The organism is Pseudomonas sp. NPDC089996 (genome assembly GCF_044748405.1).
Lineage (GTDB): Bacteria > Pseudomonadota > Gammaproteobacteria > Pseudomonadales > Pseudomonadaceae > Aquipseudomonas.
Window position 1 is genome coordinate 359,003 of record NZ_JBIVGA010000006.1, and the last position, 14,310, is coordinate 373,312.

The 14,310-nt window shown below is 65.3% G+C and carries 14 protein-coding genes and 2 riboswitches; of the genes, 3 read left to right on the forward strand and 11 right to left on the reverse strand.

Features of this window, described 5'->3' with window-relative positions:
• Positions 1 to 35: 35 nt before the first annotated feature.
• Positions 36 to 515: a hypothetical protein gene (locus tag ACIPW4_RS13555; RefSeq protein ID WP_400658564.1), complete on the reverse strand. Its 480-nt coding sequence runs from the start codon at positions 513 to 515 to the stop codon at positions 36 to 38.
• A 109-nt stretch (positions 516 to 624) separates the two neighbouring features.
• Here ACIPW4_RS13555 and ACIPW4_RS13560 point away from each other — a divergent pair, with 109 nt between their 5' ends.
• Positions 625 to 1,134: a GNAT family N-acetyltransferase gene (locus ACIPW4_RS13560; RefSeq protein ID WP_400658566.1), complete on the forward strand. Its 510-nt coding sequence runs from the start codon at positions 625 to 627 to the stop codon at positions 1,132 to 1,134.
• Here the strand turns inward: ACIPW4_RS13560 and ACIPW4_RS13565 are convergent.
• The 9 genes from ACIPW4_RS13565 to lpxO all read right to left on the reverse strand — a co-directional run bounded on the left by ACIPW4_RS13565 (position 1,120) and on the right by lpxO (position 11,440).
• Positions 1,120 to 2,466 (reverse strand): OprD family porin, encoded by a 1,347-nt coding sequence (locus ACIPW4_RS13565; protein ID WP_400658568.1) that lies wholly within the window; start codon positions 2,464 to 2,466, stop codon positions 1,120 to 1,122. The genes ACIPW4_RS13560 and ACIPW4_RS13565 overlap by 15 nt on opposite strands.
• Before the next feature lie 18 nt (positions 2,467 to 2,484).
• Positions 2,485 to 3,273: an ABC transporter ATP-binding protein gene (locus tag ACIPW4_RS13570; protein WP_400658570.1), complete on the reverse strand. Its 789-nt coding sequence runs from the start codon at positions 3,271 to 3,273 to the stop codon at positions 2,485 to 2,487.
• Positions 3,270 to 4,283: a FecCD family ABC transporter permease gene (locus ACIPW4_RS13575; RefSeq protein WP_400658572.1), complete on the reverse strand. Its 1,014-nt coding sequence runs from the start codon at positions 4,281 to 4,283 to the stop codon at positions 3,270 to 3,272. Before ACIPW4_RS13575 ends, ACIPW4_RS13570 begins: the two co-directional genes overlap by 4 nt.
• Positions 4,283 to 5,293, reverse strand: coding sequence for an ABC transporter substrate-binding protein (locus tag ACIPW4_RS13580; RefSeq protein WP_400658574.1), 1,011 nt, complete (start codon positions 5,291 to 5,293; stop codon positions 4,283 to 4,285). The genes ACIPW4_RS13575 and ACIPW4_RS13580 overlap by 1 nt, the downstream gene beginning before the upstream one ends.
• A 108-nt stretch (positions 5,294 to 5,401) precedes the next feature.
• Positions 5,402 to 5,603, reverse strand: a riboswitch (cobalamin riboswitch).
• 28 nt (positions 5,604 to 5,631) lie between these two features.
• Positions 5,632 to 6,798: a DUF1624 domain-containing protein gene (locus tag ACIPW4_RS13585; RefSeq protein WP_400658576.1), complete on the reverse strand. Its 1,167-nt coding sequence runs from the start codon at positions 6,796 to 6,798 to the stop codon at positions 5,632 to 5,634.
• A gap of 191 nt (positions 6,799 to 6,989) precedes the next feature.
• Positions 6,990 to 9,107, reverse strand: a complete 2,118-nt coding sequence (locus ACIPW4_RS13590; RefSeq protein WP_400658578.1) for a TonB-dependent receptor — start codon at positions 9,105 to 9,107, stop codon at positions 6,990 to 6,992.
• A 106-nt stretch (positions 9,108 to 9,213) separates the two neighbouring features.
• Positions 9,214 to 9,420: riboswitch (cobalamin riboswitch) on the reverse strand.
• 34 nt (positions 9,421 to 9,454) lie between these two features.
• A complete protein-coding gene (locus ACIPW4_RS13595; protein ID WP_400658580.1) occupies positions 9,455 to 10,024 on the reverse strand; it encodes a GNAT family N-acetyltransferase in 570 nt (189 codons plus the stop codon).
• Positions 10,025 to 10,102: 78 nt separating this feature from the next.
• Positions 10,103 to 10,447 (reverse strand): carboxymuconolactone decarboxylase family protein, encoded by a 345-nt coding sequence (locus tag ACIPW4_RS13600; RefSeq protein WP_400658582.1) that lies wholly within the window; start codon positions 10,445 to 10,447, stop codon positions 10,103 to 10,105.
• A 93-nt stretch (positions 10,448 to 10,540) separates the two neighbouring features.
• A complete protein-coding gene (gene lpxO / locus ACIPW4_RS13605; RefSeq protein WP_400658584.1) occupies positions 10,541 to 11,440 on the reverse strand; it encodes a lipid A hydroxylase LpxO in 900 nt (299 codons plus the stop codon).
• Between the two features lie 157 nt (positions 11,441 to 11,597).
• Here lpxO and thpR point away from each other — a divergent pair, with 157 nt between their 5' ends.
• Positions 11,598 to 12,143 carry an RNA 2',3'-cyclic phosphodiesterase gene (gene thpR, locus ACIPW4_RS13610; RefSeq protein WP_400658586.1) on the forward strand — a complete coding sequence of 182 codons (546 nt, stop codon included), beginning with the start codon at positions 11,598 to 11,600 and terminating at the stop codon, positions 12,141 to 12,143.
• Positions 12,144 to 12,168: 25 nt separating this feature from the next.
• Here the strand turns inward: thpR and ACIPW4_RS13615 are convergent, their stop codons facing one another.
• Entirely contained in the window at positions 12,169 to 13,074 is a 906-nt protein-coding gene (locus tag ACIPW4_RS13615) for an AraC family transcriptional regulator N-terminal domain-containing protein (RefSeq protein ID WP_400658638.1), read from the reverse strand.
• Positions 13,075 to 13,255: 181 nt separating this feature from the next.
• Between ACIPW4_RS13615 and calA the strand changes: the two genes are divergently transcribed.
• Positions 13,256 to 14,308 carry a vanillin reductase gene (gene calA / locus ACIPW4_RS13620; RefSeq protein WP_400658588.1) on the forward strand — a complete coding sequence of 351 codons (1,053 nt, stop codon included), beginning with the start codon at positions 13,256 to 13,258 and terminating at the stop codon, positions 14,306 to 14,308.
• Positions 14,309 to 14,310 lie beyond the last annotated feature (2 nt).

Genomic DNA, 14,310 nt, shown 5'->3' on the forward strand with positions numbered 1-14,310 from the left:
TGGACCCGGCAGCCGGGTGAACGATCGGTTTGAAATCAGCTGCCCGGCTTTTCCAGGGTCTCCAGCTCTTCTTCAACCTGCTGCATGCGCTGCTCGGCCAATGCCTGGGTCTGCTTGTCCCGCGCCGTTTCGCGCATCAGCCCGGTGAGCTTGTCGCTCAGGCGCTTGCCTTCCTCGGTTTCTTCCAGCGCCTTGGCCTTGGCCGAGTCGCGGGTGGCGGCGACAATGGTGGCGAACTCGGCATCGCTGAAGTTCTTCTCACTGTAGAGCTTGAACAGGTCCTGGCGCTGGTCCTCGACGGTGAGGTGCTTGCGCAGGACGTTGCCGATCGTGGCTTCATCGAGCTGCGGGTGGGTGCGGGTGAGCAGTGTGGCCATGCGCTCGATGTTGTGGTCGTAGGCTTCCTGCAGCGGCAGGTTGGCCACAATCTGCTGTTCTCGGGAGGGCTTCTGGTCGCAGGCGGCGAGGGCGGTGATCAACAGCAGGGATAACAGCAACTTCTGGATGCGGGGCATGAGGTGGCCTTGGGCGCGTTTTGCAGAGAGGGGATTATAGCGGTGTCGGGTTGCCAGCCAGCAGTCATTGAGGTAGAAAACCGGTCGCTCAAGACAGGTCTGCAAGCCCATGACCCACTGGACCATCCAACCGCCGGCGCATGACGTTATCAACGAAGTCGTGGCCTTCATCGACAATGCCCGCCGCGGGCTGTTTCCGATGCTTGCCGATTCACCGTTGCCCAGGGACCTGGCCCATTTCGCCGAGACCTACCTGGAAGGCAATGGCCATTTTCTCGAAGCCCGCGACCAGGGCCGGTTGATTGCAGGTGTCGGTTACCTCCCCTACGACCACCGTTTCGCCCAGCTCGACTACCAGGGCAAGCGCGTAGTCGAGGTGGTGCGCCTGTTCGTGCTGCCCGAATACCGCCGTCATGGCCTGGCAGCGGCTTTGTTTGCCGCCTTGCGGGAGCACGCCCGCTGCGCTGACGTGGAATGCCTGTACCTGCATACCCACCCGTTCCTGCCCGGCGCGATCCGCTTCTGGGAGCGGCAGGGCTTTGCAGTGATCGATGTGGAAAACGACCCGGTGTGGCGCACGACGCATATGGAGCATTGGCTCATCTCAGAAACCGCCTGACAACGGCCATTCCACCGCCAGGCGGATCTGGTCCCCATCCAGCTCCGCCTGCGCCGAATTGCCCCGGTGCACGTTGTGCCGCAACGAGAACGTGGTGTCCTTGGCCTTGCCGCTCTGCACCACATAGCGTGCCTCGAGGTCGCGCTCCCAATGCTTGCCACCCTTGCCATACCCCAGGTAGGCATAACCGCCATTGGGGTCGACGTGGCTGCCGTCGATATCGAAGCCGCGTACATACAACGCGGTCAGGCTCAGCCCTGGCACGCCGTAGCCGCCCATGTTCAGGTCGTAGCGTGCCTGCCATGACTTCTCGTTCGGGGCGTTGAAGTCGGACATCTGCACGGCGTTGGCAATGTAGATGGCGCCGCGGGTGACGTAGTCGAACGGCGTGTTGCCATCCACCTGCTGCCAGCCAAGGCTGAAACTGTGCGGGCCTTGGCTGTAGCGCGAGACCAGGCTCCAGGTGGTGTTGTCGATACGCCCGGACAGCGCCTTGCCGGTGTCGGTGGTGCGGTACAGGTTGAGGTCCAGGGTCAGGCTGCGGCGGTCGTCCAGCGCATGGGTGAGGGTGCTGCCGAGGTAGTGCTGGTTCCAGCTGTCTTCGTAGCGCGAGGTGTACAGGCTGCCGCTGAAGGCGGCGCCAGGGTTCCACACCAGGCCGGCGAGGTCGAAGCTGTTGCCCTGGCGGCCATCGGAGTAGTTCACCACGAAGCCCTGGTCGTGGCTGGATGCGTTGCGGTCGGTGCTTTCGTTGAAGTGGCCGGCAACCAGCTTGAGGGTATCGATCTCGCTGCTGGTAAGGAACAGGCCCGTGGCCGTTTCCGGCAGCAGGCGGCTGTCGGAGGAGCTGAACACCGGCGTCTTCACCCGTTGTTCGCCATACGACAGCACGGTGTTGGACAGCCGCAGCTTCAGCGCCGCGCCCCCCCGGCTGTATTCGTTCTTCGGATGGCCGTCGTTGTCCAGGCCCAGCAGCCGCGCCTTGCCGGCACGGCCGCCACCACTGTCCAGTTGCACGCCCTGATAGGCGTGGGCATCAACGCCGACGCCGATCAGGCCCTGAGTGAAGCCGGACTGAAAGGTGCCCATCAGGCCGTAGGCCCATTCTTCTGCCATGCCATTGCGTTCGCTGCGCGGCTTGTAGGCATTGCGTGCGCCGCTGTTGCGCCCGCCGTGTTTGTAGTCGCGCTGGTCGTAGACGGTGCGGTTGAGGATGTTCCAACTGCTGTCTTCGACCAAGCCGTTGCTTCGTGACTGGGCCGAACCTGCCTGGGCGAACGGGGAGAGGATTGCCAGAGGCAAGGCGAGCACGGCAGTGGGGCGCAACAACATGCGGGAACTTCCTGTCATTCAAGGGGCGCGAAAACGCAGGATGCGCGCGCCGTCGAAGGGGTCGGTGAGGTAGTGGGCGTGTACGCCGAAGGTGCTCAGCAGGCGCTCGGGAGTGAGCACATCCAGCGGCTTGCCGAGGGCGACCAGGTGGCCTTTGTCGAGCACTGCCACGCGGTCGCAGGTCAGCGCTTGGTTGAGGTCGTGCAGGGCCACCAGGGTGGTCACCGGCAGTGCCTGAACCTGTTGCAGCAGGCTCAGCTGGTGCTGGATGTCGAGGTGGTTGGTCGGCTCGTCGAGCAGCAGCACCTGTGGCCGCTGGGCCAGGGCGCGGGCGATGTGCACGCGCTGGCGCTCGCCGCCGGACAACGAACCCCAGAGGCGTGCTCGCAGGTGCTCGGCATCGAGGTCGGTCAGGGCCTGCTCGACGATGGCGCGGTCTGCCTGGGAAAAGGGGGCCAGCGCCGACAGCCACGGTGTGCGGCCAAGGGCAACGGCATCGAACACGCTGATCGCATCCAGGGTGTCGGCCTGCTGCTCGACCAGCGCAATGGTTTGGGCGATACGCCGGCGCGGCAGGCGTGCCAGTGGCTCGCCAAGCAGCTGAACGCTGCCGGTACCCGGTGTGCGCAGGCCGGCCAGCAGCTTGAGCAGGGACGATTTGCCTGAACCGTTGGGGCCGACGATGGCCAGGGTTTCACCCGCCACCACGTTGAGCTCGATGTTGCACAGCACGGTGTTGCCCGACAGTTGCAGGCCCAGGCCGCGGCACGCGAGTGGCGCCAGTCGCGCGTTGTTCATGACCGTCATGGGCGCCCCCGTCGGCTGACCAGGATCAGGGCGAATACGGGCGCGCCGAGCAGCGCCGTGACCACGCCCACCGGGATCACCTGGCCGGGGATCAGTGTGCGCGACAGGATGTCAGCGGCAATCAGGAACAAGGCGCCGCCCAGGGCACTGGCCGGCAGCAATCGGCTATGGCCAGGGCCCAGCAGCAGGCGCAGGGCATGCGGGATGACCAGGCCGACGAAGCCGATGGCACCGACGATCGAGACCATCACCGCCGTCACCAGCGCCGCGCAGCTGATCAGCAGCAGCTGGCTGCGGCGCACGGCAATCCCCAGCGACGCCGCAGAGTCGGCGCCGAACGTGAAGGCATCCAGCGCCCGACGGTGCCACAGGCACACCACCAGCCCGAACAACGCCACCGGCACGGCCAGCCACACCGACGGCCAGCGCACGCCGCTGAGGTTGCCCAGCAGCCAGAACAGGATGCCCCGGGCCTGCTCGGCGGTGGCCGACTTGGTGATGAGGAAGGCGGTGAGGGCGTTGAACAACTGCGAGCCGGCGATGCCGGCGAGGATCACCTGGGCATTGTTGCTGTCCGGCCCGGCCGCACGGGCCAGCACCAGCACCAGGGCGAATGCTGCCAAGGCACCGACGAAGGCGCCGCCAGACATGCTCAGGGCGAAGCTGCCCAGCCCCAGCAGGCCGACCAGCACCGCGCCGGTCGAGGCGCCGGCGGAAAGGCCCAGCAGGTAAGGTTCGGCCAGCGGGTTGCGCAGCAACGCCTGCAGGATCACCCCACAAGTCGCCAGCCCTGCACCGCAGGCGGCAGCGACCAGCGAGCGGGTCAGGCGGTAGTTCCAGACGATGCCGGCATCGATCGGGTCGACCGGGTAACCGGCCTGCCACAGGTGGTTGGCCAGCACCTGGCAGACCACGCTCGGCGCCAGGTTGGTCTCGCCGATGGCGGTGCCGGCCAGCACGGCTGCCAGCAGAGCCAGCAGGGCCAGGGCGGTGTGTGACAGGGCTTTCATCACGGCGCCGCTTTACCGCTGGCGAAGGCCGCAGACAAGGTCTGCAGGCCACGGAACAGGCGAATGCCGGCCTGCATGGCGTCGGCGTCGAGGATGATGATGCGGTTGTTCTTTACCGCATCCATGTTCTTCGTCACCGGGTCGTTGTGCAGGAATTCCAGCTTTTTCTGGTAGTCGTCGGCAGGGAAGCGACGGCGATCCATGCGCGCGATGATCAGCCAGGTCGGGTTGGCCTTTGCCAGGGTTTCCCAGCCTACGGTCGGCCATTCTTCGGTGGACTCGACCACATTGCGCACGCCCAGGGTACGCAGCATGAAGTCGGCCACGCCCTGGCGCCCGGCAACGTAGGGGTCGATGTCGAGATCGGCGCTGGAGAACCAGAACAGTGCCGAGGTATCGGCCAGATCCTTGCCGTTCAGTTGCTGCCTGGCGCTCTCCAGGCGTGCCTTGAGGTCGGCATTGAGTGCGGCGCCACGGTCCTGCACGTCGAAGATCTCGGCCAGCTGGCTGACGCTTTTGTAGATGCTCTGGACCTGGAACGCTTGCAACCGGGTGCCGTCGGCACCGACCAGGTTGTCCTTGCCTTCGCAGTCCGAAGGCAGCAGGTAGGTGGGGATGTTCAGCTCGGCGAACTGCTCGCGGGTGGCGGCCACGCCCTGGGCGCCGACCATCCATTCGAACTGCACCGCGACCAGTTGCGGGCGCTTGCCGACCACCGCCTCGAAGCTCGGGTCGTTGTCGGCCAGTCGCGGTACCTTGGCATTCAGCGCCTGGTACTCGGGCAGCACGTTGTTGAACCACAGCGAGGTGCCTGCCAGCTTTTCGCCCAGGCCCAGGGCGTAGAGCATTTCGGTGCCGGCCTGGCCGATGGTGACCGCGCGCTCCGGCGCCTGGGCAAAGGTCTGCGGCACGCCACAGTTGTCGACGGTCAGCGGGTAGTGGGTGGCGTCGGCCTGGGCCAGGCCAGTAAAGCTCAAGGCGGTGAGCAAGGCGGTGATACGGGGCAGCATGCTGGGCGATCTCCTATCGGACAGTTCGGGTGAGGAACGCACGGACAGGCATCGCCGAGCCGCTGCTGGCGCAGGGGCAACACAGATGGCCATCCCGGACACCCCGCCGGTTGGTGAATGTTTGCCGGCAGGTCTCCTGACTGGTGCGTCGTCGCCCGGCTCCGGCCTTCCCGGATCGGTTGATCCAGTGGCATCGATGGAGCAGGCTCGGCACCTACAGTTGCGGGGGCAGTTCCGATTGGCACGCCTTGGGGCGCGCCCGGGATTCCCTATTAATTCCGTGGTGGAAACCGGCGGGCCGCATGTTAGACCATCAGGCCGCCGGGCAAAAGGCCAGATCAGAAGTACTTCAGCCAGCCGATGTCGCGCCGGCGCGCCTTGAGCCGGGCAAAGCCGCGCACCGGCAGGTACAGCGCCGCAGCCAGCAGTGCCGCGCTCAGCCACACCGCGCCAATGCCGTCGAAGCCGAAGTAGTCGCCGTGGTTGAGGCCCAACAGCGCCACGCAGGCCAGGTACAGCAGCTTGAGCACGTACAGGTGCAGCAGGTAGAAGAACATCGGCGCCGCGCCGAACACCGCCAGCGTGCTGATCCAGCGGGCGGGTCCGGCGCGCTCGAATGCCCGCAGCAACAGCAGGCCGCAGCCCAGGGTCAGGGCCAGGAACAGCAGCGAGGGTGGGTATTTGGTGATGTTGAAGAAGCTCATCAGTGTTTGGGTGACGGTCGGGTAGCTGCTCCACGGCGCTTCGCCGTAGCCGTTGTAGATGCGCAGCACCATGAAACCGAGCAGGGCGATGACACCGGCCATCAGCAGGCGGTGCTGGCGCTCGCCGGCGTCGCTGCCACGGGCGAACCAGGGGCCGAGGCCGTAGCCCAAGGCAATCACGCCGATCCACGGCAGCACCGGGTAGGAAGTGCGCAGGCGCAGGGTATCGGAAACCTCTAGCCAGCCCCGGTCATGCAGGATCGCCCACGGCACGTGCAGGGCCGATTCCACACCGAAGTGCAGGCCATCGAGCAGGTTATGGCCGGCGATGATCAGCGCGCCCAGGGCGAGCAGGGCAGGGCGCGGCAGCCACACCAGCAGCGACAAGGCGATCATGCTCACGCCGATGGCCCAGATCACCTGCATGTAGACCACGCTCGGCGGCAACTGGAAGGTCCAGGCGAAGTTGACCAGGGTGAACTCCAGCACCACCAGGAACAGTCCGCGCTTGAACAGGAACGTCGAGACATCGCGGCGGCCCTGGTACTTCTCGCCATACAGCCAGGCCGACAGGCCGGTGAGCAGGACGAACACCGGGGCGCACAGGTGGGCCAGGGTGCGGCTGGCGAACAGCGACGGGTCGGTGACATCGATGGTCATCGGGTCGCTGACCTGGCGGTGCAGGAAGAAGGTTTCGCGCACGTGGTCGAGCAGCATGAACAGGATCACCAGGCCGCGCAGGGCATCGATGCTCTGCAGGCGCTGGGTGAGCAGGGTGGGGGTGGCTGAGGCGCTGGTCATGTGAGGAGGTCGCAGGCAAGAATGAATGTCAAATGAAACGTTATCTTATAACTATTTTATTGGTTTTTGATAGTGGTTTTTGTGTTGCCTGTGCTGGCCTCTTCGCGGGCAAGCCCGCTCCTACAGGTTCACCACCCTTTCCAGGTCAGAGGTACTCCTGTGCGGGCTTGTCCCGCGAAGAGGCCATCAGCTCAGAAGCTGTAATCCACGGTGGCAAAGTACGACCGCGGCGCTCCCATCACCCACTGTTCGCCACTGAACACCGACGCCACATACTCCCGGTCGAACAGGTTGTTCACCTGCAACCCCAGACGCACATCCGGCAACACCTGCCAACCAATGTTGGCATCGACCACGGTATACCCCGGCGCACGCTGGCTGTTGGCCGTGTCGGCATAACGCTCATCCACATACCGCGCGCCGATCCCGGCCTCCACCTGCTGGCCGAAGCCCTTGCTCAGCCACAGGTTGGCCGCGCGCCGCGGCACATTGGCCGGGCGGTTGCCGGCACGGTCCTGGGCCGCGCCATCGACCACGTCGTCGAAGTCATCGTATTTCGCCCGCACCAGCGAGGCATTGGCCGACACCTGCCACTGCTGCCCCAGAGCCAGCTCCAGCGACGCCTCCAGGCCATCGGAGGTCTGCTGCCCGGCCTGCTGCGCCTCGTGGGTGACAGGGTCATCCACCAGCAGCTTCTTCTTGACGATATGGAACGCCGCCAGCGTCCACTCGCCACGGCCCTCCCAGAAGCGCTGCTTGAGGCCCAGCTCGGTCTGCCTGGCCTCGGTCAGGTCGTAGTGCATCTGCGACGAGGCGAGGCTGACCAGGTTGTCCACGCCGTCCTCGCTGGTGGAGTACTGACCGTACAGCGACAGGTCGTCGCTCACCGCGAACACCAGCCCGGCGCGCCAGTTGCCGCCTTGCAGGCTGCGGTCACTGTGGCTGCCGTCGACCAGGTTGTCGCGGTCGATGTGGTTCTGGTCGCGGCGCACGCCGCTGACCAGCGACAGGCGTTCGCTGAGCTGCAGGCGGTTTTCGGCGAACAGCGCGAAGGTGTGTGTGGTGGACAACGTCTGTGGGCGGGTCGGCGACTCGCTGTGGAACCAGCCCGGGGTCGGCTGCCACGGGTCGATGTAGTCGCCACCCACGTCGTTGTAGGGCCGGTTGCTGTCGACGTTGAAACGCACCTTGTTGTATTCGACACCGACCAGCGTCTTGCTGGCCAGCCCGAACAGGCTGTGGTCGAAGGTGAAGGTCTGGCGGTCGCCGATCTGCTCCTGGTTGTGCCTGATCTCCAGGTAGCTCTGGCGCTCCAGCTGCTCGCGGTCGGCGTCCCAGCTGTAGTTCTCGGCGTTGCGCCAGTGGCGGCGGCTCTTGATGTAGTACAGCTGGTTGCTGGCGCTGAGCTGATCGCTGATCGTCCAGTCGGTGCTCAGGCGGGTCCACTCGTCGTGATAGCGCTGCACATCGTTCTGGATGTTGTAGTTCTTCTTGCGCAGGCTGCTGCGGTAGTGGCCGTCGATCAGCGGTGTGCCGTAATAATTGGCCGGTTGGGCGTCGCCGCGTTCGTGGGCGAGGGTGAAGCTCAGGTCGTCGTTGGCATCAAAGCGCAGCGCCGCGCTCAGGGCCAGGCTGCGCGAGTCGGTGCGGTCGACCCAGCCGTTGCCGGCCTGCTGGTTGAGGGTCAGGCGGTAGCTCAGGCGTTCGCTGAGGCTGCCGCCGCTGTCCAGGCCAAGCTGCTGGCGGTCCCACGAACCGTAGCCAAGCCGCAGGCGATTGTGGATGTCGCCCACGAACGGTTTTTTCGGGATCACGTTGACCACCGCGCCGGTGGCACCTTCGCCGTGCAGCACCGACGCCGGGCCGCGGATCACGTCGATCTGCTCCACCATCCACGGGTCGACCGGGAACGTCTGGGTGCCGGCCCCGGTATACAGGCGCGCGCCGTCGAACAGGGTCATCACCGAGCCGTGGCCGGTGAAGCCACGTGCCGACAGGCCCGTGCCGCCATCACCGGGGTTGCCGATGAAGGTGATGCCGGGCGAGCGGGTCACGGCATCCTGCACGGTGAAGTTGTTGCGCTGCTCGATCTGGGCGGCACTGATGCTGCTGGTGCTGGCCGGGGTTTCCAGGGCGCTGAGGTTCAAGCGTGAACCAGCCTCGCCCGGCGTGGCCAGGTCGACACGTTGTGGGTCGCGGCTATCGGTGATGGCCGTGGAGGGCAGGTTCAGTATGGGTTCGTCGGCCAGGGCTGGCAGGGTAACGGCCAGGCAGGCCGCCAGGGGATGAAGCTTGATGAATCGGGACATGTCGTTCCACTGCTGCAGGAATGAATGGATCCCGGTGGAAAACACGCAAAGGCGCACCCCGTACGCAGGCGCACGCGGATACCGGCCTGCGCCCGCCCACCGCGGGTTGCCAAGTGACGCTTCAGGCCGGTCTCCGGGCTTGCGAGGGTCGTGAGGCCTTCACCTTCCCATGCTGGCGCACAGTGGTGTGTCGAAGGCATCGCTCGCTTACCGTTGCGGGGGCAGCGCCGGACTTGTCGTGGACCACGACGCACCGGCTTCCCGTTTCACCCTGCGCACGGCGGCGCAGGACACCTGAAACTGGCGCGCATCTGACCATCGAATGGCAGGCGCGTCAAATGCGCGTATCAGCGCCCGCGGCGGCGTGACACCCGTGCCTCGATGTTCTTGCGCCCTATCAGCAGGGCGGGCTTCTCCACCACCGGCTCATCGGCCAGCCATTTGTACATCACCAGGCAGTCGACCAGCCCCAGGCGGGCATGGCGATAGGCCTTGGGCAGGCGGCCAACGGTCTCGAAGCCCAGCTTGGTCCATAGCGCCACGGCCGCTTCGTTGCTCGCCACCACCGAATTGAACTGCAGCGCCAGGAAGCCCTCCTGGCGTGCCAGCTTCTGCGAGTGCTCGCACATCAGCCGGGCCACGCCACGGCCACGGGCGGCTTCGCAGACCATGTAGCCGCAGTTGCCGACGTGCGCGCCGGGGCCTGCGGCGTTGGCCTTGAGGTAGTAGGAACCGAGCAGTTCGCCATCTTCTTCGGCCACCAGCGTGCGCAGCGGCAGTTGCAGCCACAGCTGGCGGGCCTGCTCGACGCTCAGTGCCGGGTCGAAGGCGTAGGTTTCGCGGGCCTGTACGATGGCCTGGAAGGTTGGCCAGAAACGCTCGAAGTCGTCGGGCGTCATGGGGCGGATGTGGATCATGGCGGTACCTGCAGTGGCTAGACCGCCAAGTCTGGGTGGCGCGGCGCCGTCGCGCAAGGGCGGCGACGCCGTCTGGCTTCAGCCGTTGGCCTTGCCCACGGCGTCCATGGCGCGGGCCGAGTAGACCAGCGCGGCCCCGGCATTCATCGCCACGGCCACACCCAGCGCCTCGGCGATCTCCTCGCGGGTAGCACCTTGCTTGACGGCCTGCTGCGAGTGCACGGCGATGCATCCGTCGCAGCGGGTGGTAACCGCTACGGCCAAAGAGATCAGTTCGCGGGTCTTGGCGTCCAGGTGGTTGGTCTTGGCACCCGCACCGCTGGCGGTCATGTAGCCGGCCACGGTGTCGGGGGACAATTGCTTGAGATCGCCGATGCCGGCCATCAACTGCTTACGGTAGGCGTCCCAGTCCATCATGCTCATCGTCTTCACCTTGGGAGGTTTGCGGGAGGAGCTTTCAGGCTAGTCGAAATTCCGCCTGTCGCCGGTTGCCGGCGATAGGCTGCAGGAAAGGCTTCAGATGTAGACGAAGACCAGCACCAAGGCCGCGACCACCAGCCACTTCTCCAGGTAGTAGCGCATGCGGTTGCGCTTTTTCAGCGCCTTGCCACGCTCGCGAATCTTGTAGATGCGGGTGAACAGGCGGTTGATGCCACCGGTCTTGTCGCCTGCGTCGTTGGGCGCTGCGGCGGCGGCCATGACGTTGCGGCTGAACCAGCGGTTGAAGGCGGTGGCCCAGCGATACTTCAGCGGGCGCTCGATGTCGCAGAACAGGATGATGCGGTTGTGTTCGGTGGTGTTGGCCGCGTAGTGGATGTAGGTCTCGTCGAAGACCACGCCCTCGCCGTCGCGCCAGGAATACTTTTCACCGTCCACATCGATGTAGCAACCGTCATCGTTCGGCGTGTCCAGGCCGAGGTGGAAGCGGTACGAGCCGGCATATGGGTCACGGTGACGGACCAGCTTGGCGCCTGGTGGCAGGGTGGCGAACATCGCCGCCTTGACCGTACCGATGCCTTGCAGCAACTCGGTGGTGCGCGGGCACAGGGTCATCGCAGACGGGTGGCTTTCGCCGTACCACTTGAGGTAAAAGCGCTTCCAGCCGGTCTTGAAGAACGAATTGAAACCGACGTCGTCATAATTGTCGGACTTCTTGATTTCGCCCACGTGCAGCAACTGCTGGCCTTCGACACGAATCTCCTGCCAGTGGTCCATGAGCGGCTGCAATTCCGGGAAGGCCTCGACCGGCAGGTAGGGCTTGGCCGGGTGCTTCGAGAACAGGTACAGGAAGCTGTTGACCGGGGCCAGGAAGCTGGAGTGGTCGCCCAGCTGACGGGTCAGCTTGTGGCGCACCCGACCGCGCAGGTGAACATAGGCGATCGAGAGGACAAAGATCAATACGAGTGCAATTTTCATGGACGGTTACTTGTCGAAAAATGGCCATGCGCCATGGCATAAGCTCGCCAGCATAAACAATCGAGGTGGGAGTTTGTACATATTGTTACGTCAATGTGGGCCGACCTTGGTGTAAGGCCCCGCGTCGTGCGCAATCGTTTCACGTGATGGAGTTCACATGGTCCAGGACATTCGCCCGAGTGGCGCACCCTTCAAACGGTTGTTCTTCGCCTTGCCTGTCAGCGACGCCCAGCGCCGTGCGATCAGCCAGTGGCGGCGCGGCCTGACCCTGCGCAGCGGCAAGCCGGTGCCCAGTGACAACTTCCACCTGACCTTGCTGTTTCTCGGTGATGTGGATGCGGCCCAGGTGCCGGCAATCTGCGCGGCGGTGGACAACCTGGCGCGGCCGGGTGCGCCGTTGCGCCTGCTGCTGGACCAGCTGAAAACCTGGCAGCGCGCCAAGGTGCTGGTGCTGGAACCAGAGGAAACGCCCGCCGCCTTGCGCCAGTTGGTCTATGCCCTGCAGCAGGCGTTGTTGCCAATGGGGTTCGATGGGCAGGCCCGTGACTACCGTCCGCACCTCACCTTGTCGCGGGACTTTCGCGGGCAGGCCCCGGAGGCGACCGTGATGCCCGAGTTCCACCTCAGCGCCAGGAATTTCACCCTGTACGAATCGCGCAAGGGGCGTTACTGGCCATTGGCACAGTGGCCTTTGACAGATTAGCGCCAGCCAGGGCGCTCGTGCCTGTTCAGACCGGCAGGCTCTGGTAGGGCAGTTCATCCCCCGGGCTGCGGGCAAACTGGCGCTTGTATTCGCGGCTGAACTGCGAGGTGCTCTGGTAACCCACCCGATGCGCCGCCTGCGCCACGCCCAGCCCCTCGCCGATCAGCATCTGCTGCGCCTTGAGCAGGCGCAGGCGCTTGAGGTACTGCATCGGCGCCATGTCGGTGCAGCGCTTGAAGCGCTCATGGAAGGTCGACACGCTCATGTTGGCGCAGGCCGCCAGCGCCTCGACACTCAGCGGTTCGGCGTAATGCTCGCGCAGGTAGCTGAGGGCGGCGCCGATGCGGGCAAAATGCCCCTGCTGTTCGACCAGCGCCCGCAACACGCCCGCCTGGGGGCCGCGCAGGGCGGTGTACAACACTTCGCGAATGCGCGCCGGGCCCAGCACCTTGGCGTCCACGGGGTCCTGCAGGCAGTGCAGCAGGCGTTCCACGGACCCACGCATGGGGGCGTCGAGTGCCGCCGAAGTCATCGACTGTGGTGTCTGTGCCTGCACCGCCGGGTCGGGGGCCAGGTCCATGCTCTGTACCAGTTCGCCAAGCACGCCGCGGTCGATGTCCACTGCCACGCCCAGCAGCGGCTCATCGCGGGTGGCAAAGGTCTCGCACATGAACGGTACCGACAGCGCCTGCACCAGGTAATGCCCGGCGCCGTACTCCAGGGTGCGCGGGCCCAGCCGCGCCAGTTTGCTGCCCTGGGCCAGGATCATCAGGCTCGGCTCGTAGATCTGCGGGCTGCTGGCCACGTAGTGGTCCCAGCTCAGTACCTGCACCTGGGGCAGGTGCGTGGGCACGAAACCCGGGCGGGTGGCCAGGCTGCGGATCAACGAACACAGCGGGGCATTGGCATCGACGTGGCGGGTCAGTTGCATGATGAACCAGGGCAGAGAATCAGACAGTGGCATGATCGCAGATTGGCCAGCCGGCGCCAGGTGGCAAATGGCAGGTTCGGAGGATCAGGCATGGATGCCGGAGAATCAGCCGTGGGCGGAGCAGGGCGATGGCGAGCAGAATGCGCGGCCTGAATCGTTTCACTTCCCTGTGAGGTCCCCCATGTACACCGCCATCGGCTACGCCGCCCAGACCCCGACCAGCCCCTTGGCCCCGATGACCTTCGAGCGCCGCGCTCCGCGCCCGGACGATGTCGCCATCGACATCCTCTACTGCGGCGTGTGCCACTCCGACATCCACCAGGCACGCAACGAGTGGGGCATTGCCGTGTACCCGCTGATGCCTGGCCACGAGATCATCGGTCGGGTCACCGCCGTGGGTGACCAGGTCACTTCGCATAAGGTCGGCGACCTGGTCGGTGTCGGCTGCATGGTCGACTCGTGCCGCCACTGCGAAGCCTGCGCCAAGCACCTGGAGCAGTACTGCCTGGAAGGCCCTACAATGACCTACGCCACCCCGGACCGGGTCGACGGCAGCAACACGATGGGCGGATACTCCAGCAGCATCGTGGTCAGCGAGCACTTCGTGGTGCGCATCCCCGCTGGCATGGACCTGCCCAGCGCGGCGCCGATCCTTTGCGCGGGCATCACCACCTACTCGCCGCTCAAGCACCATGGCGTCGGCCCCGGCCACAAGGTCGGTATCCTCGGCATGGGTGGCCTGGGCCACATGGGTATCAAGCTGGCCAAGGCCCTTGGCGCCGAAGTGACCCTGTTCACCCGCTCCCAGGCCAAGGCCGAGGAAGCGCGTCGGCAGGGCGCCGACCATGTGATCGTGTCCACCGATGGCGAGCAGATGCGTGCCGCCGCTGGCCGTTTCGACTTCCTCCTCGACACCATTCCGGTGCAGCACGACCTGAACCCGTACCTGGAAACCCTGAAGTTCGACGGCGTGCACATCCTGGTCGGCCTGATCGAGCCGATCGACCCGGCCGTGCATGCGGCCAATCTGGTGCTCAAGCGTCGGGTGCTGGCCGGTTCGCTCATCGGCGGTATTGCCGAAACCCAGGAAGTGCTGGATTTCTGCGCCGCCCATGACATCCGTTGCGACATCGAGATGCTCGACATCCGTAACATCAACCAGGCCTATGAGCGCATGATCGCGGGCGATGTGAAGTATCGCTTCGTGATCGATATGGCAACCCTGCAGGGCTGAAG